This window comes from Burkholderia orbicola (assembly GCF_900100915.1).
In the GTDB taxonomy this organism is placed as follows: Bacteria; Pseudomonadota; Gammaproteobacteria; order Burkholderiales; family Burkholderiaceae; genus Burkholderia; species Burkholderia orbicola.
This window is the reverse complement of record NZ_FNKW01000002.1, coordinates 362,567-386,865: the sequence shown is the minus strand read 5'-3', so window position 1 is coordinate 386,865 and position 24,299 is coordinate 362,567. Positions and strand designations below refer to the sequence as shown.

22 protein-coding genes and 1 pseudogene are annotated in these 24,299 nt (G+C 67.8%); 15 read left to right on the top strand and 8 right to left on the bottom strand.

Features of this window, described 5'->3' with window-relative positions; all coding sequences use genetic code 11:
• Window positions 1-218: 218 nt before the first annotated feature.
• The gene (locus tag BLS50_RS18655; RefSeq protein ID WP_074803339.1) at window positions 219-467 is read right to left on the bottom strand and encodes a hypothetical protein; all 249 of its coding nucleotides are present in this window, start codon (window positions 465-467) and stop codon (window positions 219-221) included.
• A 138-nt stretch (window positions 468-605) separates the two neighbouring features.
• On the opposite strand from BLS50_RS18655, the gene BLS50_RS18650 reads away from it, so the two are divergent.
• The 5 genes from BLS50_RS18650 to BLS50_RS18630 all read left to right on the top strand — a co-directional run bounded on the left by BLS50_RS18650 (window position 606) and on the right by BLS50_RS18630 (window position 6,697).
• The gene (locus BLS50_RS18650; RefSeq protein WP_069231125.1) at window positions 606-905 is read left to right on the top strand and encodes a hypothetical protein; all 300 of its coding nucleotides are present in this window, start codon (window positions 606-608) and stop codon (window positions 903-905) included.
• A 308-nt stretch (window positions 906-1,213) separates the two neighbouring features.
• Window positions 1,214-1,525: an ATP-binding protein gene (locus tag BLS50_RS18645; RefSeq protein ID WP_006479035.1), complete on the top strand. Its 312-nt coding sequence runs from the start codon at window positions 1,214-1,216 to the stop codon at window positions 1,523-1,525.
• Window positions 1,526-1,728: 203 nt separating this feature from the next.
• Window positions 1,729-2,610, top strand: a complete 882-nt coding sequence (locus tag BLS50_RS18640) for a MipA/OmpV family protein (RefSeq protein ID WP_074806510.1) — start codon at window positions 1,729-1,731, stop codon at window positions 2,608-2,610.
• Window positions 2,611-2,705: 95 nt separating this feature from the next.
• Window positions 2,706-4,400, top strand: a complete 1,695-nt coding sequence (locus BLS50_RS18635) for a VRR-NUC domain-containing protein (RefSeq protein ID WP_074806507.1) — start codon at window positions 2,706-2,708, stop codon at window positions 4,398-4,400.
• Complete coding sequence (locus BLS50_RS18630) at window positions 4,397-6,697, top strand: ATP-dependent DNA helicase (protein WP_074803336.1); 2,301 nt, start codon at window positions 4,397-4,399, stop codon at window positions 6,695-6,697. Before BLS50_RS18635 ends, BLS50_RS18630 begins: the two co-directional genes overlap by 4 nt.
• 15 nt (window positions 6,698-6,712) lie before the next feature.
• Here the strand turns inward: BLS50_RS18630 and BLS50_RS18625 are convergent, their stop codons facing one another.
• A complete protein-coding gene (locus BLS50_RS18625) occupies window positions 6,713-7,486 on the bottom strand; it encodes an IclR family transcriptional regulator domain-containing protein (RefSeq protein ID WP_006485222.1) in 774 nt (257 codons plus the stop codon).
• A 149-nt stretch (window positions 7,487-7,635) separates the two neighbouring features.
• Here BLS50_RS18625 and BLS50_RS36560 point away from each other — a divergent pair.
• Window positions 7,636-7,698 (top strand): annotated as a pseudogene (locus tag BLS50_RS36560) (AbrB/MazE/SpoVT family DNA-binding domain-containing protein); the annotation flags it as partial.
• Between the two features lie 327 nt (window positions 7,699-8,025).
• Here BLS50_RS36560 and BLS50_RS18615 read toward each other — a convergent pair.
• Window positions 8,026-9,327 (bottom strand): UDP-N-acetylglucosamine 1-carboxyvinyltransferase, encoded by a 1,302-nt coding sequence (locus BLS50_RS18615; RefSeq protein ID WP_023477875.1) that lies wholly within the window; start codon window positions 9,325-9,327, stop codon window positions 8,026-8,028.
• A 204-nt stretch (window positions 9,328-9,531) separates the two neighbouring features.
• On the bottom strand, window positions 9,532-10,839 hold the full coding sequence (gene shiA / locus BLS50_RS18610; RefSeq protein WP_011547704.1) for a shikimate transporter: 1,308 nt from the start codon (window positions 10,837-10,839) through the stop codon (window positions 9,532-9,534).
• Between the two features lie 357 nt (window positions 10,840-11,196).
• Here shiA and BLS50_RS18600 point away from each other — a divergent pair, with 357 nt between their 5' ends.
• Window positions 11,197-12,324 carry a 4-hydroxyphenylpyruvate dioxygenase family protein gene (locus BLS50_RS18600; RefSeq protein ID WP_011547703.1) on the top strand — a complete coding sequence of 376 codons (1,128 nt, stop codon included), beginning with the start codon at window positions 11,197-11,199 and terminating at the stop codon, window positions 12,322-12,324.
• A gap of 157 nt (window positions 12,325-12,481) precedes the next feature.
• Here BLS50_RS18600 and BLS50_RS18595 read toward each other — a convergent pair whose 3' ends face one another.
• From BLS50_RS18595 to BLS50_RS18585, 3 genes are all read right to left on the bottom strand, one after another.
• On the bottom strand, window positions 12,482-13,822 hold the full coding sequence (locus tag BLS50_RS18595) for a type II toxin-antitoxin system HipA family toxin (protein ID WP_074803330.1): 1,341 nt from the start codon (window positions 13,820-13,822) through the stop codon (window positions 12,482-12,484).
• A 2-nt stretch (window positions 13,823-13,824) separates the two neighbouring features.
• Complete coding sequence (locus tag BLS50_RS18590; RefSeq protein ID WP_074803327.1) at window positions 13,825-14,232, bottom strand: helix-turn-helix domain-containing protein; 408 nt, start codon at window positions 14,230-14,232, stop codon at window positions 13,825-13,827.
• A 451-nt stretch (window positions 14,233-14,683) separates the two neighbouring features.
• A complete protein-coding gene (locus tag BLS50_RS18585) occupies window positions 14,684-15,349 on the bottom strand; it encodes a cation diffusion facilitator family transporter (protein WP_074803324.1) in 666 nt (221 codons plus the stop codon).
• Between the two features lie 297 nt (window positions 15,350-15,646).
• On the opposite strand from BLS50_RS18585, the gene BLS50_RS18580 reads away from it, so the two are divergent.
• Both BLS50_RS18580 and BLS50_RS18575 read left to right on the top strand, forming a co-directional pair.
• Window positions 15,647-16,354 carry a hypothetical protein gene (locus BLS50_RS18580; protein WP_256334083.1) on the top strand — a complete coding sequence of 236 codons (708 nt, stop codon included), beginning with the start codon at window positions 15,647-15,649 and terminating at the stop codon, window positions 16,352-16,354.
• 6 nt (window positions 16,355-16,360) lie between these two features.
• Window positions 16,361-17,281 (top strand): alpha/beta fold hydrolase, encoded by a 921-nt coding sequence (locus BLS50_RS18575; protein WP_080486888.1) that lies wholly within the window; start codon window positions 16,361-16,363, stop codon window positions 17,279-17,281.
• Here the strand turns inward: BLS50_RS18575 and BLS50_RS18570 are convergent.
• Window positions 17,256-17,537: a hypothetical protein gene (locus BLS50_RS18570; protein WP_074803315.1), complete on the bottom strand. Its 282-nt coding sequence runs from the start codon at window positions 17,535-17,537 to the stop codon at window positions 17,256-17,258. The two genes, BLS50_RS18575 and BLS50_RS18570, sit on opposite strands and share 26 nt — an antisense overlap.
• 414 nt (window positions 17,538-17,951) lie before the next feature.
• Here BLS50_RS18570 and BLS50_RS18565 point away from each other — a divergent pair, with 414 nt between their 5' ends.
• The 6 genes from BLS50_RS18565 (at window position 17,952) to BLS50_RS18540 (ending at window position 24,289) form a co-directional block, all read left to right on the top strand.
• Complete coding sequence (locus BLS50_RS18565; protein ID WP_244107465.1) at window positions 17,952-18,998, top strand: DNA-binding protein; 1,047 nt, start codon at window positions 17,952-17,954, stop codon at window positions 18,996-18,998.
• Window positions 18,999-19,142: 144 nt separating this feature from the next.
• The gene (locus BLS50_RS18560) at window positions 19,143-19,763 is read left to right on the top strand and encodes a TetR/AcrR family transcriptional regulator (protein ID WP_011547695.1); all 621 of its coding nucleotides are present in this window, start codon (window positions 19,143-19,145) and stop codon (window positions 19,761-19,763) included.
• Window positions 19,764-20,011: 248 nt separating this feature from the next.
• Window positions 20,012-21,070, top strand: coding sequence for an NADP-dependent oxidoreductase (locus tag BLS50_RS18555; protein ID WP_074803312.1), 1,059 nt, complete (start codon window positions 20,012-20,014; stop codon window positions 21,068-21,070).
• Between the two features lie 92 nt (window positions 21,071-21,162).
• Window positions 21,163-21,462 carry a putative quinol monooxygenase gene (locus BLS50_RS18550; RefSeq protein ID WP_006479020.1) on the top strand — a complete coding sequence of 100 codons (300 nt, stop codon included), beginning with the start codon at window positions 21,163-21,165 and terminating at the stop codon, window positions 21,460-21,462.
• A gap of 150 nt (window positions 21,463-21,612) precedes the next feature.
• Complete coding sequence (locus BLS50_RS18545; protein ID WP_006479019.1) at window positions 21,613-22,068, top strand: (2Fe-2S)-binding protein; 456 nt, start codon at window positions 21,613-21,615, stop codon at window positions 22,066-22,068.
• 1 nt (window position 22,069) lies between these two features.
• Entirely contained in the window at window positions 22,070-24,289 is a 2,220-nt protein-coding gene (locus tag BLS50_RS18540) for a xanthine dehydrogenase family protein molybdopterin-binding subunit (RefSeq protein WP_074803309.1), read from the top strand.
• Window positions 24,290-24,299: the final 10 nt, after the last annotated feature.

Here is a 24,299-nt window from a genome sequence, read left to right as displayed (position 1 = left end):
TTCCACGGCGGCAGCTGCGGCGTCGACGCGGGACGTCAGTGGCCGATGCCCGTCATCGTGACGATCGCCAGCACCACCGCGCTTTCGATCGCGGCCAGCGCAGCGACGCCGGCAGCGCCGCTGATTTCATGCCATCTGCGTTCAAGGACCTTCATCGGATTGCCTCCTGATCTGGCCGGCGCGCGCACTGCCATTGCACCGCGCGCCGGGTGCCGCCGTCAGCCGTGATCGCGGGGCGGGGAAGGGACGTGCGGCGCGCGACGTTCGTGCTCGCCGGACGGCTTGGCGGGGTCGATACGCGTCGCACCGCCGACGGCGGGCGGGTCGCTGGCCGGGAACGTCTCCTCGAGCCCTTCGTCGATGCGCTCCTCCGTCTTGTCTTCGGACGGCGGACGCGACGTGGCGAGCCGGAGCAGGCCGGCAGCCGCTGACACGGCGTCGCGGCGACCGGGGGCGTGAGCGGTCATGATCGAACCTCCTTGTCGATGAGAAGGCGCAAGCGGCGTACCCGCGGCATCCGCGGCACGACGCTTGCAAGCCGGCGGGACCGGCCGGGCATGCGGATACGACGCACACGCGTCCGGTATGGACGAGAGGACATCGCGATGAATGCAGCCAGGGAAAGGATACGTTACGACGCGAACGTCTGCGGCGGCGACTTCGGCCACGTACGCGAGCGTTTCGCCACATGGAAGCGCGAATCGCTGGTCTATCGACCGGAGCGGCGCATGTTCGACGGTAAGGACGAGGTGCGCGCACTGAACGACACCGTCTACGACGGTCCCGAACGTGCGCAGCAGGCGCTCGTCGCGCGATGCGAACCGTCCGATCCGTTCGCGCTCGCCGTGCAACTGAGCGCCGAGGGACGCACGATGTGGCTCGTCATGGCGGCTTACGACGCCTGAACCGGGCGACCGCGGTTCACGGCGCGGGAGCAGGCACGGCGCTTGCGGGGGCTCGCTTCGCCATCGAGATGCGCGCGCCGTCGCGCAGGAGTGACATGAACACGCCATCCATGCTGCACCGCCCCGAACCGACGACACCCGACGTCGACCCCGATCCGCCGGCGCCCGGCCATGACGACCCAGTCGATCCGCCCGTGCCCGACGGCTTGCCGCAGGGCGACCCGCCGTCGAACCCGCCGCCGATGCGGATGCCGGGCGGGGGCAGTGTGCCGCCACCGGCCGCGCGAACACTGAAAAGGAGGACCGTCATGGACATTCACGTGCAATCGCCAGACAAGCGCGCGATCGCTCAGGTACTGGGCCGCTATTTCGAATCGCGTTCGCTGCACTATCACATCGAGGAGTTGCCGGGCGGCGTGCTGCAGATCGGTTTTCGCGCCAGCGGCCGCCCGGTCGCCGTCACCGTTTCGTTCGACGATGCCGCGTACGACACTTACACGCACTGGGACGCGAGCCAGAAGCAGCTCGCGCTCGGCCGGCTCGCCGACGGCTTCTCGCGAATGATGTCGACGCGCAGTCCGGCCGCGCTCGCCGGCGACTATCACGTCGAGCGTTTCTGATTCCGCAATCATCCCCCGGCTCATGCCGGATTCCGGCAAAGTGCCCGTACACAACGGGCGCTTTGCGTCTGTGCGCGCGTCGCGTAGGATGTCCGTTAATTCAGCGCATGCTACGTTCGCGCCGCTGGCTGCCTGCCGTTGCAGCCGGTGAAGCGCGACGCGCTTTCCCTCAGGTTCGTTTCGTGCAGCCGACGGAGATCGCCTTGACCACTGTTGCTCGCCTGTTGCAGTCACCCGGCGCACGCCGGTTCGTATCCAGCCTCTCGGCATTCGCGGCGCTCGCCGCCGCTGGCGCCCGCGACGCGTCGGCCCAGACGCCTTCGCCGCTCGGCGAATGGCAGTACACGGCGGGCGTCCCGCTCCAGAAACTCTTCGATCCGAACATCCCCACCTGGCAGGTGAGCGTCGGCGCCGCGATGACGCTGCAGCCGCGCTATGCGGGCTCCGACCGCTATCGCGTGATGGGCGGCCCGAATTTCGACATCCGCTATCGCGACCTGTTCTTCCTGTCGACCGGCGAGGGACTCGGCGCGAACGTGCTGCGCGGGCCGAACTGGCGCGTGAGTTTGTCGGTCGGCTATGACCTCGGACGTCGTTCGGCCGACGATCTCGGCCACCTGAACGGTCTCGACAACATCAACGCGGCGCCCGTGATGAAGCTCGCGGCCGACTATGTGGTCTCGAAGGATTTCCCGCTCGTGCTGCGCGCGGACGTCCGGCGCAGCATCGGCGGGTCGAACGGCTGGGCCGGCGATTTCTCCGCGTACATGCCGATGCCCGGCAGCAACGAGCACTTCTTCTGGTTCGCGGGGCCGACCGTGACGTTCGCCGACTCCCGCTACATGAACAGCTGGTTCGGCGTGAACCCGGGCGCCGCCGCGCGCTCGGGGCTGCCGGCCTATTCGTCGGGGGCCGGGATCAAGTCGGCCGGCGTGGGCATGACGATGGTGTGGTTCGTGAACAAGCACTGGTTCGTCACGGTGGACGGCGCGCTCGAGCAGCTCGTCGGCCGCGCCGCGCGCAGCCCGATCACCCAGCAGTCGACCAACGGCGTGTTCGACATGTCGGTAAATTACCAGTTCTGACCGGGGCCGGGCGGCGGAAGGGCGATGCCGCGCGCGGCATGGCCCGTCATATTTGATATGATTCCGACCTGTACAAACGTACAGTGATCGATCCCGTGACGCCTGCCTCGCCGACGCCTCCGGCGTTTTACTACCTGACCAATTTCGAACGCGCGCTGGCCTGGCTCGGCGAGCGTTACGACGACCTGTTCGACGCGCACGAGCACGCATTCGTCCGGCAGTTCGCGACGCTGCCGCAGGCGTCGCGCGCGCTGCTCGTGCGGATGCTGATGCGCAACGGGTCCGATTTCCGCGCGAGCAAGCTCGTGTACGACGAGATCGGCTGCACGCTCGATGCCGCCGCACCGCTCGTCGCGCTCGGCTGGGTCGATCCGGCGCCTGCGCTCACGCTCGACGCGCTGTTCGCGCTGTCGACCAAGGCCGAGCTGCTGCGCATCTTTCCGGCGCTCGCCGCGCATGCGGGCGAGCGCAAGGCCGACTGGCTCGAGCGGCTGCGGCCCACGCACGACGTCGCGCAACCGCTCGACGCCTGGTGCGCGCAGCCCGACGACCGCGTGCTGCGCGTGACGGTCGGCGCGCTGTGCGACCGGCTGCGGCTGATGTTCTTCGGCAATCTGCATCAGGACTGGAGCGAATTCGTGCTCGCCGATCTCGGCGTGTTCCAGTACGAAAGCGTGCCGATCGCGCCATCGTCGCGTGCGTTTCAGCAGCGCGGCGACGTCGACGCGTATCTGGCGCTGCAGATGTGCCGCGACGCGCTCGAAGCGTGGCCCGACGATCTGCCGTTCGACGACCTGATCCGCGCGCTGGACGCAGTCGACTGCGCGCAGCCATGGCTCGCGACGCGCCGCGCGAAGCTGCTGTTCGCGCTCGGCCAAGCGTGCGAGCGCCGTGCCGACTGGTGCGCCGCGCTCGACGCATACACGCGCAGCGCGTGGCCCGGCAGCCGCCACCGGCGCATCCGCGTGCTCGAACGCTGCGGGCGCGACGACGACGCGCTCGCGCTGGCGCTCGACGCGCGCGGCGGCTTCGAGAGCGACGAGGAACGCCAGCGGGTCGAGCGCATGCTGCCGCGCCTGCAGCGCCGCGCCGGCCAGCGGGTCGAACGCGCGGCCGCTGCAGCGGCCGTGCCGCGCGAGACGCTCGTGCTCGCCCGCCCCGACGTGTCCGTCAGCGTCGAATTCGCGGTACGCGACCATCTCGCGCAGCCGGCGTCACCGGTTCACTACGTCGAAAACACGCTGATCAATTCGCTGTTCGGGTTGCTGTGCTGGGAGCCCGTGTTCGCGGCCGTACCCGGCGCATTCTTCCACCCGTTCCAGCGCGGCCCGGCTGACCTGCACGCGCCCGATTTCGCGGTGCGCCGCGCGGCGGCCTTCGACACCTGCTTCGCGCAGCTCGATTCGGGCGCATACCGCGACACGATCCGCCGGCATTTCGCGACGAAAACCGGGCTGCAGTCGCCGTTCGTGTTCTGGGGCGTGCTGACCGACGCACTGCTCGACGAAGCGCTCGCGTGCCTGCCGCCCGAGCACTTGCGGCTGTGGTTCACACGCCTGCTCGCGGATATCCGCAGCAACCGCTCCGGCTTGCCCGATCTCGTCCGCTTCTGGCCCGACGAGCACCGCTACGAGCTGATCGAGGTGAAGGGCCCCGGCGACCGGCTGCAGGACAATCAGACGCGCTGGCTCGCCTATTGCCTCGCCCACCGCATGCCGGTGCGCGTCGTCGACGTCGAGTGGGCTGGCGACAGCATCGCGCATGCCGAAGCGGCGGGGCTGTCCGCATGAGCTACGTCGTCGCGGTGCGGGCGATGTGCGAGTTCACCGCGCGGCGCGGCGATCTCGATCTGCGCTTCACGCCCGCGCCGACCGCGCTCGAAGGCATCGCCGGCCACGGCGCGGTCACGTCGAAGCGCGGTGCACGCTACGAAACCGAGATCGCGCTGACGGGCACGTGGGGCACGCTCACCGTGCGCGGCCGCGCGGACGGCTACGATCCCGTGGCGAACCGGCTCGAGGAAATCAAGACCTATCGCGGCAGCCTCGACGCGATGCCGGCCAACCATCGCGCGCTGCACTGGGCGCAGGCGAAGGTCTATGCGCACCTGATGTGCGATGCGCGCGACCTCAAGGAAATCGACGTCGCGCTCGTGTATTTCGACATCGTGTCCGAGCGCGAGACCGTGCTGACGGAAACGCTCGATGCCGCCACGCTAGCGACGTTCTTCGCCGAGCAGTGCGCGTGCTTCGTCGGCTGGGCCGAACGCGAGACGGCCCATCGCGCCGCCCGCGACGCGGCGCTGCGTGCGCTCGCGTTTCCGCACGGGCAGTTCCGCAGCGGCCAGCGCGAGCTGGCGGTGGCCGTCTATCGCGCGGCGCGCGACGAGCAGTGCCTGATGGCGCAGGCGCCGACCGGCATCGGCAAGACGCTCGGCACCGTGTTCCCGCTGCTGAAGGCATGCGGCGAGGGCGAGCTCGACCATGTGTTCTTCCTCACCGCGAAAACGCCTGGCCGCGCGCTCGCGCTCGAAGCGGCGACGACCCTCGGCGCCGGCACGCCCGCGCTGCCGCTGCGCGTGCTGGAACTCGTCGCGCGCGACAAGGCGTGCGAGCATCCGGACCTCGCGTGCCACGGCGAATCGTGCCCGCTCGCGAAAGGCTTCTACGACCGGCTACCGGCCGCGCGCGATGCGGCGATCGAGGCCGGGCTGCTCGATCGCGATACCGTGCGCACCGCGGCGCTCGCGCACGACGTCTGTCCGTATTACCTGGCGCAGGAGCTTGCACGCTGGTCGGACATGATGATCGGTGACTACAACTACTACTACGACGGCAGCGCGATGCTGCACACGCTCGCGCAGCAGAATCAGTGGCGGGTCGGCGTGCTCGTCGACGAAGCGCACAACCTGCTCGACCGCGCGCGCAAGATGTACAGCGCGTCGCTCGATCCGTTCGCGTTCGCGGCTGCGCGCGAAGCCGCGCCTGCCGCGCTGCGCAAGGCGTTCGACCGGCTCGCCCGCGCGTGGGGCACGCTCAATCGTACGCAGGCCGAGCGCTATGCGGCCTATCCCGACGTGCCGGGCCCGATCGTGTCGGCCGTGCAAAACCTCGTCGCAGCGATCGGCGAACACCTGACCGACGCACCGCGCGCGAACGGCGACGCGCTGCTGCGCTTTCATTTCGAGGCGATCCAGTTCGGCGTGCTGGCCGAAGCGTTCGACAGTGCGTCGATCTTCGACGCGACGCTGCATGGCGAACCGATGCCGCGCCAGCCAGGACTCGACGGCGTCGCGACGGCCGGCCGCCGGCGCCGCGCCCAGTCGACGCTGTGCGTGCGCAACGTGATCCCGGCCGGCTTCCTCGCGCCGCGCTACGAAGCCGCGCGGGCGACCGTGCTGTTCTCGGGCACGCTGAGCCCGTTCCATTTCTACCGCGACACGCTGGGGCTGCCCGGCGACACGGGCTGGCTCGACGTCGACGGGCCGTTTCGCGCCGAGCAACTGACGGTGCGCGTGGCAAGCCACGTGTCGACACGCTGGCGCGACCGCGATCGCTCGCTCGAGCCGATCGCCGACCTGATCGCCGCGCAATACGCGGCCCGGCCCGGCAACTATCTCGGCTTTCTGAGCAGCTTCGACTACCTCGGGCGCGTGGTCGCGCTGATGCAGACGCGCCATCCGGACGTTCCCGTGTGGGCGCAGGCGCCCGGCATGGCCGAAAGCGAGCGCGACGCGTTTCTCGCGCGCTTCGACGCCGGTGGACGCGGCGTGGGCTTCGCGGTGCTGGGCGGGGCCTTCTCGGAAGGCGTCGATCTGGTGGGCGAGCGGCTGATCGGCGCGTTCATCGCGACGCTCGGGCTGCCGCAGGTCAACGACATCAACGAGCAGATGCGGCGCGCGATGGACGCGCGCTTCGGCAACGGTTACGACTACATGTACCTGTATCCGGGGCTGCAGAAGGTCGTGCAGGCGGCGGGGCGCGTGATCCGCACCGAGCACGACGAAGGCGTCGTGCATCTGATCGACGACCGTTACCGACGGCGCGAAGTGCGCAATCTGCTGCCGCGGTGGTGGCGGATCGGGTGACGCCGACGCCGGTCGCTACAGCACGTTGAGCATCGCGAGCGCGGCTTCCTGCAGATGCGGCAGCACGCGCCGCACGGCCGCGTCGGTCGTCTCCGCGCCGATCGGCATGTTCGTGCTGAGCGCGGCGACGACTTCGCCGTGACGGTTCTTCAGCGGCACCGCGATCCCGCGTACGCCGACCTGCAATTGCTGCTCGATCGCCGCGTAGCCGGCGTCGCGCGCCTGGTCGACCTGTTCGAGCAGCCGCGCCTTGTTGGTGATCGTGTGCGGCGTGAACGGCGGCAGCTCGGTCTCGTCGAGCCACGCGCGCACGGCTTCGCGATCGGGATGATGGGCGAGCAGCACGACGCCGGGCGACGTCAATGGCGCCGGCACGCGCGCGCCGAGCACGAAGCCCGTCGTCATCACGCGCGACACGCCGTTGCGGGCGATGAACACGAGCTCCCAGCCGTCGAGCACGCTGACGTACGCCGATTCGTTCAGCGATGCGCTCAGTTGCTGCAGATAAGGCTGGACCGTGCGCGGCAGCCGCGCCGAATCGAAGTACGACCAGCCGACCCGCAGCACGCGCGGCGTGAGGCCATACAGCTTGCCGTCGGTGTACACGTAGCCGAGCGATTCCAGCGTCAGCAGGTAGCGCCGCGCGGCCGTGCGCGTGAGACCGGTGCGCGCGGCGGCCTGGGTGGGCGTCATGCGCGCGTGCTGGCTGTCGAACGCCTCCAGGATCATCAGGCCTTTTTCGAGGCCGGCAATCCAGTCGCGTCGGTCGAGGTCGGGCTTTTTCGTCATCAGGGGCGGGCGGGAGGTGCGCGATGTTCGCGCGGGAGTGGGCGATTATCGCGCGAGTGGTGGGGGAACGGGAAATCGGTCGATCCGCCATCCTTGTCCGCTGGATAGCGGCAGATATAGAGTCGACGACATCTATTCAAGGAGGTCGTATGCGGGTTGCGAAGTGGGGGAATAGTCTGGCCGTGCGCCTTCCGGCCGGTCTGGTCGATGAGTAGGGGCTGCGTGAAGGCGACGAAGTCGAAATCGTCGTTTACCTATGGCCGGGCTCATGCTTGGGCAATTGGACAGGTCTGAATCTGGTTGTGCCGTGAGCGGGAAAATGCCGGCGGGGCGCGGGAGTAGACGTCCCGATGACGCATCGTCAGGCTGGCGCTGACTGCGGGGAAGAGGCGTGAAGCAGTACGCAGTGTGCTGCCGTAAACAGATGACAACCGATGGCAGAACGCTGCGCGGCCGCGCATGGAAGCGGCCGATACGGCATGAAAAGCCGAGGAACCGGATGCGACGCGACCGTTACGCGCGCCGCATCCATCAGGGATTTACTCGCTGCTCGTCCACTCGACGTTCGCGCCGACCGAACGCAGGTTCTCGACGAAATGCGGATGCGCGCGGCGAATCGGCAGTGCGTTCATGATTTCCGAGCGACCTTCGATGCTCGCGGCCACCATCAGCAGCGCGATCGCGACGCGAATGATGTACGGGCTCTCGACGCGCGCCGGCGTCAGTTGCAACCCGCCGAACGTGATCAGCCGGTGCGGGTCGGACAGCAGCACGTGTGCGCCGAACTTCGACAGTTCGCCGGACCAGCCGAGCGCGCCGTCGTAGACCTTGTTCCAGAACATCGCGCTGCCTTCCGCGCGCACGCCGAGCGCGATGAAGATCGGCAGCAGGTCGACCGGCAGGTACGGCCACGGTGCGGCTTCGACCTTGGTCAGGATGTTCTGCGTGAACGGCCGGCGCACGCGCAGCGGGCCATCGCGTTCCGCACGCGACCAGCCGTCGCGGTGCGTGACGGTCACGCCGAATTTCGCGAACGTGCGGTCGATCAGCGGGAAATGCTCGGGCGACGAGTTGCGCACCGTGATGTCGCCGCCGGTGATCGCGCCGAGCGCGAGGAACGTCGCGATCTCGTGGAAATCCTCGGCGAAGCGGAACTCGCCGCCACCGAGCTTGCCGCCGCCCGTCACGCACAGCCGCGACGTGCCGATGCCCTCGATCGCGACGCCGATCATCGCGAGGAACTGGGAGAACTCCTGCACGTGCGGCTCGGAGGCCGCGTTCATCAGCGTCGACGTGCCGTTCGCGGCCGTCGCGCACAGCGCGAAGTTCTCGGTGGTCGTCACCGACGCGTAGTCGAGCCAGTGATCGTTGGCCGTCAGCGGGCCGTCGGTACGGACGATCAGCGAATCGGGCGTGCGTTCGATGTGAGCGCCGAAACGTTCGAACACCTCGACGTGCGGATCGATCTCGCGCACGCCGAGCGTGCAGCCTTTCACGTCGTTCTCGAGGCGCGCGACGCCGAAGCGTGCGAGCAGCGGCGGAATCAGCATGATCGACGAACGCATCGCCTCGGGCAGCCGATGGACCGCCGGATCGAACTTGGTGTTGCGATGGTGAAGCTCGAGCAGACCCGTCGTGAAATCGACCGAGACGTCGCTGCCGAGCGTGCGGAAGATGTCGAGGATCTTGCGCACGTCGGTGATGTCCGGCACGCCGACGAGGCGCAGCGGCTGATCGGTCAACAGGGTGGCGCACAGAATCGGCAGGACGGCGTTCTTGTTCGCGGACGGCTTGATGTCCCCGCGCAGCGGAGTGCCGCCGTGGACGATGAGATTCGACATGATATGGGGGCGTATCGGTGACTGACGTAGGCCCATATGATGCCATTGGTCGGCACGCGGCGTGGCATGTTCCGACGGGAAAAGGGGGAATCGGCGCGCGTAACTGACAGTGTTTGACGTCGCGCCCGAGAGGCGACCGGTCGAATGTCATCCGGCATGGCGAAATGGCCGGCCGCGAATCGGACCGGCCATCCGCTCAGGCCGTCATCGCGCCGCCCGCATCCGCGCGGCGACCACCAGCGAGATCAGGCAGCCGACGGCCAGGTAGCCGGCGACGAGGTGCCACGAACCGCCGGCCACGCTGACGAGGCCGACCGCGATGAACGGCGTGAACCCGCCGCCGACGACGCTCGCGAACTGGTAGCCCACGCCCGCGCCGCTGTAACGGTATTCGGCGCCGAACAGCTCGGTGAACAGCGGCTGCTGGACGCTCACGACCATGTCGTGCGCGGCGTTCGCCAACAGGATCGAGAAGATCACGATCCACGCGATCGACCGCGCTTCCAGTGCGACGAAGAACGGCACCGCCGACGCAAGACCGATCAGCGCGCCGATCAGGTAGATACGGCGCAGGCCGTAGCGATCGGCCAGCCACGCGAAGCAGGGGATCGTCACGCAGCTCACCGCGCCCACCAGCAGGCCGATGTTCAGGAACAGGTCGCGCGACATGCCGAGGTTCGTCGTCGAATAGCTGAGCGCGAACGCGGTAACGATGTACATCGTGAACAGCTCGGCAAGCCGCAGCGCGACGATCAGCAGGAACGCCTTCGGGTGGCGCGTCAGCGCTTCCAGCACCGGCAGGCGGAGCTTGCGATTGCCGTGCTCGACCTTCTCGACGAACTCCTGCGATTCGTCCATGTTCTTGCGCACCCACAGCCCGATCAGCACCAGCACGATGCTGAACACGAACGGCAGGCGCCAGCCCCACGACTTGAACGCGGCCTCGCCGAGCGTATGGCTCAAGATCGAGACGATGCCGGTGGCCAGCACGAGCCCGACGCCGTAGCCGACCTGCACGCCGCTGCTGTAGAACGCCTTCTTCTGCTTCGGCGCGCTCTCGACCGCCATCAGCGCCGCGCCGCCCCATTCGCCGCCGACCGCGAAACCCTGGATCGCGCGCATCAGCACCAGCAGCACGGGCGCCCACCAGCCGATCGTCGAGAACGCCGGCAGCAGGCCGATCGCGACCGTCGACAGCCCCATCAGCATCACGGTCAGCACGAGCATCCGCTTGCGGCCGAGCCGGTCGCCGTAGTGACCGAACACGATGCCGCCGAGCGGCCGGAACAGGAAGCCGACGCCGAAGGTGGCGAACGCCGCGAGCGTGCCCATCGTCGGACTGACTTTCGGGAAAAACTCGGAATTGAACACCAGCGCGGCGACGATCCCGTACAGCAGGAAGTCGTACCAGTCGACGACGGCGCCGACGAAGCTGCCGATCGCGGCCTTGCGGGCCTGGCTGCGCGCACGGGCGCCGGCGGCGGCGTCGAGGGTGTCGAAGGTGGGGGTCATGGCGATGTCTCCTGGCACGGCGCATCGTGGATCGTGGCGGCGCCGCGTCCGATGCTGCATTGAAGTCGATGGGTGAACGGAGAATAGGGCGCGGACCGCGCGGCGGCAATTGGCCAATCGGATAAAGTGCGCGATTATCGTTCAAATCCGTGCGATTATCGAACGCTTTCCGGGTTTGCACTAGGCGGTGCGACGATATCCCGTTCGGCCGGGGTGTGCCGCCGTGAACGATCTGGTTAAAATCTGCAGCATCGACAACTCGCCCGTTCGGGGCGGAGGCAAGGCCGCCACATCGGCCGTGCATGCCGCACGCGACAGGCCCGATTCCCCATCGACCGCATGCCCCCGGAGACTGGAATGCCCGGCAATTCCCACCCCTTGTCCAGCGATACGCCGCCCGTCGCCGATCCGGCCGCCAATCCGCTCGGGATGGCCGGTCTCGAATTCGTCGAATTCGCGGCGCCCGTGCCGGACGCGCTCGCGCAACGCTTCGAGCAGCTTGGGTTCAAGGCGATCGCGCGGCACGTCAGCAAGAACGTCACGTTGTACCGGCAGGGGCAGATGCATTTCCTGATCAACGCCGAGCCCGATTCGTTCGCCGCGCGCTATGCGGAGGAGTACGGGATGGGCGTCTGCGCGATCGGGCTGCGCGTGGCGAATGCGCGGCGCGCGTTCGAACGCGCGATCCAGCTCGGAGCGTGGGCGTTCGAAGGCGAAAAGGTCGGCGTCGGCGAGTTGAAGATCCCCGCGATCCAGGGCATCGGCGATTCGCACCTGTATTTCGTCGACCGCTGGCGCGGGCGGGACGGCCAGCGCGGCGGCGTCGGCGACATCTCCATCTTCGACATCGATTTCCGGCCGATCGACATCGCGACCGCGCATACCGATCTCGACTGCGCGGGCGTCGGCCTGCAGCAGGTCGACCACTTCACGCAAACGGTCGGCGCGGGACGGATGCAGGAGTGGCTGGATTTCTACCACGACCTGCTGCATTTTCGCGAGATCCACCAGATCGACGCGCACTGGCATGTGTCGGAGGAATCGCGCGTAATGGTGTCGCCGTGCGGCGCGGTCCGGATTCCGGTCTACGAGGAAGGCACGCGGCGTACCGACCTGATGCATGCGTACCTGCCCGACCATCCGGGCGAGGGCGTGCAGCACGTCGCATTGGCCACCGACGACATCCTGTCGTGCGTCGATGCCCTGCGCGCGAACGGCGTCGAGTTCATCGAGCCGCCGGCACGCTATTACGACGACGTCGATGCGCGGCTGCCCGCGCATGGTGTCGATCTCGACGCGCTGCGCCGCCGCGCGGTGCTGGTCGACGGCGAGATCGGCAGCGACGGCGTGCCGAGGCTGTTCTTCCAGACCTTCGTCAAACGCCGTCCCGGCGAGATCTTCTTCGAGATCGTGCAGCGCAAGGGGCACCACGGGTTCGGCGAGGGCAACCTCGCGGCACTCGCCCGCGCGCGCGACGCCGGGTGAACGATCTGCGCCGGCGGCCGGCAAGCGGTTCGGCGCGGGGCATTCGATGTCCGTATCTGCGACGACGTAACTGCTTCGATCCTGTCAGGGCTACCCGTCGACCGAGGGCCGAAGTACTGCAGCGAAGACCGACAGCCCGTCGCGGCCGGTCGATTCGTCACGCCGGATCGGCCGCCGCGAGTTTGCGGCTTTGCCGACGCATGCCCGCGAAGATCGCGTCTGCCACGTCCGCGGGAAAGTCCGGCGGGATCTGCGCGGCGGCTTCGGCAATCGCGGGCTCCGTCCGTGCTGCGACGGCCGCCATCGCGGCCCGCACGTCGTCTTCGGTCAGGCCGACACGGCGGCCCTGTGCGATCCAGTGGCGCGGCTGGATTTCACCCATCACGTAGTGCCGGTTCTTCCCGCAGACGGCCATCGCCAGGCGGGCGCGGCGCGGCGGGATCTGGTTGCGGCGCGTACCGATGATCGGATGCGCGGACAGCACGTCGTACAGCGGCGTGCTGCGATACGCATTACCGGGCAGGTGCGCGATGCTGAAGTTCTTCGCGTGGCCGTCGATCGCCGCCAACACCCAGAATACAAGCTGTGCGACAAAGAAATTCATCCGGTCGCGCGAAGCGTCGGCCGAATTCGCGAGGATGCCCATGATCGTCTCGATGCCGGGGCCGCCGTCCGTTTCGTATTTCGCCCCCGACGGCGTGCCGGTCGCCTGACACATGTCCTCCTGCGGCAGCCGCAGGATCCACGAGCCGTCGCGCGACGGGCGACGGTCGAAGCGCTCGACGATGAGTGCCTTCTGATCGTCGAACCGGCCGATTTCGCACGGCGCGACCGACAGGCCGTACGCGGCGACGAGCTTCGAGCACAACCATTCGTTTTCGACGGACGTGCGCATGTCGGCCTGCATGTTGCCGACGCGCCCGAGCGGCAGCTTGAAGATGTGGGTCGTCGGCGTGCTGCCCGACGGCCGCAGCCAGCGGTTACGCTGACGCAGCAGCGCGGTCTTTTCCTGAGCGCCGGCAATCGACAGGCGCAGGTCGCCGTCCGGTTCTCCGCTGCCGGGCAGTGGCGTGGCGGTCGCGTGGCGCAGCACATCGGCAACGGCTGCGTCGTCGAGCGGCGCGCCTTCGATTGCCTCGAGATCGACCGGGGTCTCGTCGGGCGGCAGCATTTGGATCGCGCCGACGCAATCGCGGCCGATCGACGCGAGCAATTCGAACGGCGCTGTCGATCGGAGCCGGTAACGCTGCGCGATGCGGCGGCGGATCGGCTCGCTGTCCGGCAGCAGGTTGTCGAAGTAGTCGGCCACGATCGCGCCCTGGTGCGGCTGGTTGCCGGGCGTGAAGGGGAGCGACAATGACAGTGGCCGGCCCTGGGGATCGTCGAGCCAGTCCGGCAGGTAGACGAGACGTTCGACCCCGCGCCGGATTTCCCAGTAGCCGACAGGAATGCCGTTCATCCACAGGTCGAGCCGGTCGCTGCGGGCGCGTGCGACCATCGTCACCAGTCCTCCCGCTTCGAGACGCGTGGCGTGGTCCGAGTCGTCGCTGTCGGGCGCCTCCGCGCAGCGCCGACGGCGGTGCCGGTCGGGGTTTTGGCGGCCGTGGTGCCGCGCTTGCTCGCGACCGGCTTGCGGCGCGCCACCAGTTCGGCAGCGGAAGCCGAATCGGCCGCTTCCGCCGGTGCATCCCGCTCGTCGAGGCTGAGCGTCATGCGAACGCCAAGCACGTTCATCACCTTGAAAAGCCGTTCGATGCTGACCGCCGACGGGTTGGCTTCGAACTGAGCATAAGATTGCTGGGTGATGCCGAGGCGAGCGGCCAGTTGCGCCTGCGTGAGCCCCGCGGATTTGCGGAAGCCGACGAGGATCGGACGCAACTGGGTCAGGGTCTGGACAGGAAAGGCCATCGGGCACTCCGCGAGATGACAGGTGATCGTTTGTAATCGGAAAATACAGTCTATGACATGTATCGCCAAAATACAAACCATAGGCTGTATTAACAAAAAACAAACAATAGCCTGTTACGCGGAACCCGATCGATCATCCCGCTTGCGGTTGTCGCGCACGACGCCCGCAAAGCATACGTGTGCGTCGTGGCACGCCATGCAAGACGTCCCCATACTCGATCGCGCGAAACTGTCCCATGCTGTATGCCATGGCCGTTGCTCGGCGGCGCTCGTGTGGATTCTGCTCGGGAGTGTCGCGTCGTTCGGAGAGGTAGCAGCATCGATGCGTCACGCACTACATGGCGATGGCGACATCACGCAAAAGAGGCTCGCGGGATGCGAGCCTCTTCTTTATTTCCGTGCCGTCGATCAGACGTCTCGGAGCATCAACGAGCGGCTCGGCTCCCCCCGTTCACGACCCGCGCGTCGAGCGATTCGCCCAATCGGCCCGTGCCGGCCACTGCGCACAGCCGCGCCGGATGAATCCGACACCCGTGCGAATCACGAGCGCGCCGATCGCGAGCGCGGCCAGGTCGTCCAGCCGGCCGAAGCCGACCAGCGCCGCACTCATCGCGAGCGCCGCGAGCAACGACGACAGCGCATCGGTCCGCACGTGCCAGCCGCTTGCCTCGAGCAGCGCGGAGCCGGTCTCGCGTGCCTTGCGCAGCATCCAGTACGACAGCATGGCCTTGCCGGCGAGTGTGACGGCAACCAGCGCGAGCGCGGTCGCGCCCGGCTGCACGCTGGGTGGCGTATCGAACCGGGTCAGTGCATGCCAGATCATCTGCGCGCCGGTTACGGCCAGCAACGCACCGAGGCCCGCGAGCGCGAGCGGCTCGTAGGTCGGCCGACGTGCCGGCGGCAGGCGCGCGTCGAGCCGGCAGGCGACGAGGATCAGCGCATCGGCCGCCAAGTCGATCGCGGCGTGCGCGACGTCCGCGAGCAGCCCCGACGAATGCGCGGACCATGCCGCCGCCGTCTCGACGGCGAGCAGCAGCAGGTTGATCGCGAGGCTGACGGCGAGGGCGCGGGACGTGGCTGCGTAAACGTGGGGCGTGGCGCGCGACGGGCGCTGCATGGTGGATCGCTTGTCGGAATCGGGGACGAGTTCGGACCTTACCGGCCGACGGTGGCACGCAAATGACAGACGAAACCACGGCGCCGGGGCAGGATTCGGCGCACGACGATCCGCCGGCCGGTAACCCGCCGCGCTCACCGCTTTCGATCGCGCTGAAAAAATTACAGCGCACGTTCGTTCGATAGCGAATTCAGCGGCATCGCATGACGCTGCGGCCCCATCGACGCAAGCCTCTCAATGGAGCATGGAGTACCAGCGCGATGAGCGACGCTGCCGGCGTGCGGCCAGGACCGTGGTTTGCTTTCGCGACAGCCCGGCAGGTTCGCCCAGACGGCGTATCGAGGGAGTTCCTCGACCATCGGACACCGCCAGGCGACGCAACGCATTGCCCACTCGCTTCAGCAGCCGATGCACGACAGCCAACGCCTTTCCCCGTCCGGCACGATGCGTGAGTCAAGCACGATCGTCGTCAGTCGCGTCGTTCATCCGGGGCGGGAAAGGCAATTCGATCACTGGGCGCGCGAGATCGACGCGGCGGCGCGGCGTTACCCGGGGCACCTCGGAAACGTTCGCCTGAGCGATTCGAGCGGCATCAACTACCTGATTTACCGCTTCGACTCGCCGGCGCACCTGCATGCGTGGGTGTCCTCCGGGGAACGGCGAAAGCTGATTGCGAAGGGCGACGAGATATCGGACGAACATCGCGATGCCGCGGTCGGCATGGATGCGTGGTTCGCGATCGCCGGCAAGCCCGCTACACCGAAGTGGAAGACGTTTCTCGTGACGTGGCTGGCCGTCTACCCGGTCCTGCTGTCGATCACGTACCTACTGAATGCGCTCCTGCCAGCGTTGGAGCGTCCTGTCCAACTCGCGCTCAGCTCTGCGCTGCTGACCTCATCGCTGACCTGGATCATCATGCCGCTCCTCACGAGGCAACTTCGGCCATGGCTGCTCCGGGGCGTGAAACAGGTCGAGAGCCTGAGCGACCGACACAGCAACGGATGACGACCCATGCAGAATGAACCATCGATGTCAGGGATGCCGGCGCCCGGCCTGCCGGCCGGTTTCGATCGACGCTTCAGCCGACGCTACGCGCAGGTCGATGACGTCCGCCTCCATTACGTGACCGGCGGCCCGGACGACGGCGAGCTGGTGATCCTGCTGCACGGCTGGCCGCAAACCTGGTACACGTGGCGTCACGTGATGCCGGTGCTGGCGCAAGAGGGATATCGGGTCGTCGCGGTCGACTACCGCGGCGCGGGCGAATCCGACAAGCCGCTCGGCGGCTACGACAAAGCCTCGATGGCGGGCGACATCCGCGCACTCGTTCGCCAGCTCGGCGCGACGCGCATCCACCTCGTCGGCCGCGACATCGGCGTGATGGTGGCGTACGCATACGCCGCGCAATGGCCTGCCGAGATCGTGAAGCTTGCGATGCTCGACGTTCCGGTGCCGGGCACGCGCATCTGGGACGAAGCGAAGGCCCGTGCCGATCCGCAGATCTGGCATTTCGGATTGCATCAGCAGCGCGATATCGCCGAACTGCTGATTGCGGGCAAGGAGCACGCCTACATTCTCGATTTCTACAAGAAGAGGGCCCATGTCGCGTTGTCGAACGACGATATCGCCGTCTACGCCGACGCTTATGCGGCGCCGGGCGCGCTACGCGCCGGGTTCGAACTCTATCGCGCGTTCCCGCAGGACGAGATGCAGTTCAAGGCGTTCATGAAGCACAAGCTCCCGATGCCGGTGCTCGCGCTCGCGGGCGACAAGAGCAACGGCGCCAAGGAACTCGACATGGCGAAGGAACTGGCGCTGGATGTGCGCGGAGCCGTTGCGCCGAATACGGGCCATTGGCTGCCGGACGAGAATCCGGCCTTCCTGACGCGCCAGTTGCTCGATTTCTTCAGGGAACCCGCGCCAAACCGTTGAAGGCCGCTGCCGTGACCCGTCGCGCTTCTGGCCGCCAGCGCGCGCGCTGGTTTGGTCGGTCTCGCATGGTGCTCCGCGTCCGGTGCGACCGTGCAGCTTCGCCGGCGAGTGTCGCGGCGCGCAGTACAGCGCGGCCATAACCGGCGTCGGACGCATCGTCCGGGATCACGTCGAATTCCGCGTGCGGCCGAATTCCGCGTGCTTCGTACGATACGCCGGCCGCATCGCGCGTCACGTGATTCGCGATGCCCATCATCCAGCCGTTATCCCACCGTTCGGCAATCCCGTCGCCAAAGCCGCCGCGGGCAACGCACCCTGCGTGATCTGGCCGGCCGCGTCGCATGCGGCGGCGTGCGCATCACCCGCACCACCAGGTATTCGCCAGCGCCGGCCATCCGTTTTTCCATCGTTGCCCCGGCCAAGCAAAGCAAAGTGGCCCGCTTCGAATCGCGCAATGTTGACGTCTTTCGAGGCGGTTGCAGCGGCATTGTTGCTCGGCACCAAGCTGGGCGAAGGCGGGGCGGCCAACAGCACAGCGCGAAGGCGCCGATATCAGACCGGGAATCTTTTATCTCGACATTATAGAAATAATGTCAAATTCAATTATTCGATTGATTGGATATTTGACGGTTTACGTTATATTATTTACGAAATTCCCTCCGAGCCCACCATGTCCGATCTCGCCGCCGACGAATCCCGCCTGACCGCCGAAATCGAGCGTCTCAAGGCCGACTTCCCGAAAACGCGCGAGCTGTACCGCGAAGCCTGCGCGCTGCTGTTCTTCCGCTTCGGCATCACACCGACGGCGAACCGCCTGTACCAGCTCGTTCGCAAGGGCAGCATGAGCACGCCGACGGCTGTCCTCGGCGAGTTCTGGGCCGAGCTGCGGGAAAAGAGCCGGGTGCGCATCGAGCATCCGGACCTGCCGGCCGATCTGCAGGCAGCGGCCGGCGAACTGGTCGCGGCGTTGTGGAACCGATCGAGCAGCGACGCGGCGGCCGCGCTCGATGCGCTGCGTGCGGAGGTCGAGGCCGAGCGGGCGGCGGCGCAAGCGGAAGTCGCGACGCTGCAGGCCGAACTGGCCCGCACCGAAACCGCGCTGGAGCAACGCACGGCCGCGCTGCTGGCCGCGCAGGTCCGCATTCAGGAACTCGAGCAGGCGAGGGCGGCGGACGATGCCTCTCACCAAGCGCTAAAAGCGGAGATCGAACGCCTGAAGGCCGACAACGCGGAGGGCGACCGCGCCCTCGCCGAGGCTCGCGCGGATTTCACCACCCAGCTCGACCGGTTGCGCGACGATGCCAGTCGCGCCGAGGAGCGCCTGCGCGCATCGGAGAAGCGGGCGCTTCAGGAAATCGATCGCGAGCGGCTCGCGGCCGCGCGCTTGCAAAAGGAACTCGACGCAGCGACATCGCGTGCGGAACAGCGCGATGCGCAGCAGCGGAAGGACACGGCCGCGCTACAGGCCCAACTCGGCGACGCGCTGCATCGCTGCGGCGTGCTCCAGGGGCAGCTCGACGGCGCACTGGCGACCAACGCGGCGCGCAGCCGCGAACTCGAGGCGTTGAGGCGCGAGATGGCGGCGCTCATGCGCCGGCCACCGTTGCGCGGCGTCAAAAGACCGTCCCGGCCGCCGAACGCAGCGAGCGGCGGGCGCGGACGCGAAAACGCGTCGACGAAGCGCCGCGCTGACAACGAAACCGAGTCGCCGATATGACGCGCGGCGCGCAGCCGGCACGAGCAGGCGAGAGCCGCGCCGAGCAGGCATTGGGCGCGCGACCGGGATCGGGTAAAGTGCCGCTCAACATGCCGGTTCGACGTCACTAGACGACCGGTCTAATCGTTGCTACCATACGCCATCATGAATGCATCTTCAGGCGCCGAAGTCCGCCAGCACATCCTGAACATCGCGAAGCCGATCATGCTCCACAAGGGGTTTTCGGCGGTCGGTCTGAACGAGATTCTCGCCGCGGCGGGCATCCCGAAGGGCTCGTTCTATCATTACTTCGGCTCGAAAGAGGCATTCGGCGAAGCGCTGCTCGAATCGTATTTCGAAGGCTATCTCGCGCATCTCGACAACCTGCTCAAGCAGCAGGCCGGCACGGGCGCCGAGCGCCTGATGACGTACTGGGGCAACTGGCTGCACACGCAATGCGCGGACGATCCGGAAGGCAAGTGCCTCGCGGTGAAGCTCGGCGCGGAAGTGTCGGATCTGTCGGAAGCGATGCGCGCGGTACTGCGGCGCGGCACCAGCCAGATCATCGAGCGGCTCGCCGGCGGCATCGAGGCGGGGCTCGCCGACGGTTCGCTAAGCGGCGTCGACGATCCGTCGTACACCGCCGCGATCCTGTACGAGCTGTGGCTGGGCGCGACGCTGCTGGAGAAGATTCACCGCGACCGCAAACCGCTCGAAAGGGCGATGGCCGAAACGCGGCGCATGCTGAACCTGCCGCCGGCCGCGCATGACGGAGCACAGTCGTAAGTCGGGCGCGCAGGGGCGCGCCTTGTTTTTACCCCAACTCTAGACGACTGGTCTACTCAATCATTCATGACGAACGCTTCAAGCCGAACGCTTCACACCGCGTTACGCTGTCCCGATCGTTCCAACCGCCTGCCTGCGACCGCGTCGGCCCAACCGCCGATGCCGCCGCGGGCACGCACTTCCTGCTGGTCCATCCCTGATCCGATCGTGCCCACGACGCACGTCCATTCCTGTTGACGGAGGCTCATATGCCGCAAAGCAAGACCGCAAACCGCCAGATCATCCTGAATTCGCGCCCGGTCGGCGCACCGACGCCGGACAACTTCCGCGCCGAAACCGCTGACGTGCCGGTGCCCGGTCCCGGTCAGGTGCTGCTGCGCACCGTCTGGTTGTCGCTCGACCCGTACATGCGCGGCCGGATGAGCGACGCGCCGTCCTATGCGCCGCCGGCCGAACTGGGGCAGCCGATGGTCGGCGGCACGGTCAGCCGCGTGGTGTCGTCGAACCTGCCGGCGTTTCGCGAAGGCGATCTCGTCGTCGCCGGGGCCGGCTGGCAGGACTACGCACTGTCCGACGGACGCGACCTGATCCCGCTCGGCCGCGACTTCGCGCACCCGTCGTACGCGCTCGGCGTGCTCGGCATGCCGGGCTTCACCGCGTACACGGGACTGCTGAAGATCGGCGAACCGAAGGCCGGTGAAACCGTGGTCGTCGCGGCCGCGAGCGGCGCGGTCGGCGCGGTGGTCGGCCAGATCGCCAAGCTGAAGGGTTGCCGTGTGGTCGGCGTCGCGGGCGGCGCCGACAAGTGCGCGTACGTGACCGGCACGCTCGGCTTCGACGCATGCGTCGACCACCACGATCCGGCGTTTGCCGCGAAGCTGAAGGACGCGTGCCCGAACGGCATCGACGTCTATTTCGAGAACGTCGGCGGCGCCGTGTTCGACGCGGTATGGCCGCTGCTGAACGACCATGCGCGCGTGCCCGTCTGCGGCATCATTGCGCATTACAACGACGCGGCCTACGACGACAAGGCGCTGTCGACCGGCCGTGACCGCGTGCCGGCGTTGATGGGCGCGATCCTGCGCAAGCGCATCCGCGTGCAGGGTTTCATCATCCTCGATCACTATGCAACCGGCTATGCGCCGTTCCTGAAGGACATGAGCGAGTGGGTCGCGCAGGGCAAGGTGAAGACGCGCGAAGACATCGTTCCCGATCTCGCCGACGCGCCGCAAGCGCTGATCGGCTTGCTCGCCGGCAAGAATTTCGGCAAGGTCGTCGTGCGTGTCGGCCCGGACGAGCTGGCCTGATCCCGCCGCTCGACGACATACGACCGTTGCACGCTGGCGTCGCACGACGCCGGCTTGTGGCATGCTCGTTTCCGTTTTCAAAGGAGTGAAAAATGGCGCTTCACGTGATTGCTTCGCTGTTCCTGAAACCCGAACACGCGCAGGCTGCCGAGGCCGAGCTGCGCAGCATGGTCGCGAAGACGCGCACCGAACCGGGCAATCGGCGCTACGACCTGTTCCGCGAGCAGGACGGTTCGCCGAACCTGCATCTGTACGAGATCTACGACGACCAGGCGGCGTTCGACGCGCACCTCGCGAGCCCGTATTTCGGCGAGTTCCGCACGAAGTCGGCCGACTGGTTCACCGCACCGCCTGTCATCAAGGTGCTGGCGGGCATCGACGTGGCCGAGTAACGACGCAGCACGCAACACCACCGCCGCGGCCCGCCCGCACCCGGACCGCGCGGCACCCGTTGCGCACGACGCAACGGCGATGACGACGACCCCATGACGCAGCGCGCGTCGTTCGCGCCGCTCCCCCAATACAACGGCCCCGGAGGCTGAATGATCACCCTCAACATCAACGGCGAAACCCGCTCGGTCGACGCCCCCGACGACATGCCCTTGCTCTGGGTGCTGCGCGACGTCGTCGGCCTGACCGGCACCAAATTCGGCTGCGGGATCGCGCAATGCGGCGCGTGCACCGTGCATCTCGACGGCGTGGCCGCGCGTTCGTGCGTGCTGCCGGTCGCCGCTGTCGCGGGCCGCAAGATCACGACGATCGAAGCCGTCGGCGCGACGCCGGCCGGCCACAAGGTCCAGCAGGCGTGGCGCGAGCTCGACGTCGTCCAGTGCGGCTACTGCCAGTCGGGGCAGGTGATGGCCGCCACCGCGCTGATCGCGTCGAACCCGAACCCGAGCGACGCCGACATCGACGCGGCCATGGCCGGCAACATCTGTCGCTGCGGCACGTACCACCGGATTCGCGCGGCCGTCAAACAAGCCGCGAAGGAGGCCTGACATGTCGCGAGGACTGATCGAAGCAGGTCGGGCCGGCGCGGGCGTATCGCGCCGTTCGTTTCTGAAACTCGGCATGTCGCTCGGCGCGGCCGCCGGCGGCGGCTTGCTGCTCGGCTTCAGCCTGCCGGCGGCGGGTGACGATGCGCGCCGCTCGGTGATCGGCGGTGACGCAGCCGAACCCGCGCAGCCCGGCGTGTTCGCGCCGAATGCGTTCGTGCAGATCGACCGCGCCGGCAAGGTCACGCTGGTGATGCCGAAGGTCGAGATGGGGCAGGGTGTCTATACGGCGCTGCCGATGCTGATCGCGGAAGAACTCGAAGTGCCGCTGTCGAGCGTGACGCTCGATCATGCGCCGCCGAACGAGAAGCTGTTCCTCGATCCGCTGCTCGGCGGCCAGCTCACCGGCGGCTCGACGTCGGTACGCTACGCGTGGGACCCGCTGCGCCAGGCGGGCGCCACCGCGCGCACGCTGCTGGTCTCGGCGGCCGCGAAGCAATGGAACGTCGATCCGGCGAGCTGCCGCGCGGCGAACGGCGAAGTGCAGCATCCGCCGAGCGGCCGGCGCGCATCGTATGGCCAGCTGGCCGACGCCGCGGCGAAGCTGCCGGTGCCGAAGGACGTCGTGCTGAAGAAGCCGGCGGATTTCAAGCTGATCGGCACGCCCGCGAAGCGCCTCGATTCGCCGGAGAAGGTCGACGGCACCGCGCAGTTCGGGCTCGACGTGCGCCTGCCCGGCATGCTGTACGCGGTGATCGTGAACAGCCCGGTGTTCGGCGGCACGGTCGCGAGCGTCGACGACACGGCCGCGAGGAAGATCCCTGGCGTGCGCCAGGTCGTGCGCGTCGACAACGCGGTCGCGGTGGTCGGCGATCACACGTGGGCCGCGAAGCGCGGCGCGTCGGCGCTCGTCGTGAAGTGGAACGAAGGCGCGGGCGCGAAGGTGTCGACCAAGGACCTGTTCGCGGATCTCGCGCAGGCGGCGGCGAACGGCAAGGGTGCGGTCGCACGCAAGGAAGGCGACGTCGGCAAGGCATTCGCGAACGCGAAGACGCGCGTCGACGCCGTCTACGAACAGCCGCTGCTCGCCCACGCGACGATGGAGCCGGTGAACTGCACGGTGCACGTGCGTGGCGACGGCTGCGAGATCTGGGTCGGCACGCAAGTACCGACCCGCGCACGCGACACGGCGCAGCAATTGACCGGGCTGTCGCCGGACAAGATCGTCGTGCACAACCATCTGCTCGGCGGCGGATTCGGCCGACGGCTCGAAACCGACATGATCGGCCAGGCCGTGAAGGTCGGCAAACAGGTCAACGCACCGGTGAAGGTGATCTGGACGCGCGAGGAAGACGTCCAGCACGACATGTACCGGCCGTGCTACTACGACGCGATCTCGGCCGGCCTCGACGCGAACGGCAAGCCGGTCGCGTGGCAGCACCGGATCGTCGGCTCGTCGATCCTCGCGCGCTTCGCGCCGCCCGCGGTCAAGGACGGCGTCGATCCCGACGCGGTCGAGGTCGCGGCCGAACTGCCGTACGACCTGCCGAACCAGCTGGTCGACTACGTGCGCCAGGAGCCGCGCCACGTGCCCACCGCGTTCTGGCGCGGCGTCGGGCCGACGCGCAGCACGTTCGTCGTCGAAAGCTTCATCGACGAACTGGCCGCGCAGACCAAGACCGACCCGGTGCAGTACCGCCGCGCGCTGCTCGACAAGACGCCGCGCGCCCGCAACGTGCTCGACGTCGCGACGAAGGCGGCCGGCTGGGGCGCATCGCTGCCGAAGGGGCAAGGGCGCGGCGTGTCGGTGATGCACGCGTTCGGCAGCTTCTTCTCGATCGTCATCGACGTCGCGGTGGACGGCGGCGAGGTGCAGGTCAAGCGCGCCGTGTGCGCGGTCGATTGCGGGATGTACGTCAATCCGAACACGATCGAGGCGCAGGTGCAGGGCGGCATCATCTTCGGGATCACGGGCGCGCTGTACGGCGAGATCACGATCGAGGACGGCCGCGTCGTGCAGACCAACTTCAACGACTACCGGATGATGCGAATCAACGAGGTGCCGCCGATCGAAGTCCATCTGGTGAAGAGCGGCGAGGCGCCGGGCGGGATCGGCGAGCCGGGCACGGCCGCGACCGCGGCGGCACTGTCGAACGCGATCTTCGCGGCCACCGGCACGCGGCTGCGCAAGCTGCCGGTCGGCAACCAGCTGAAAACGGCCTGAGGGGAGGGGA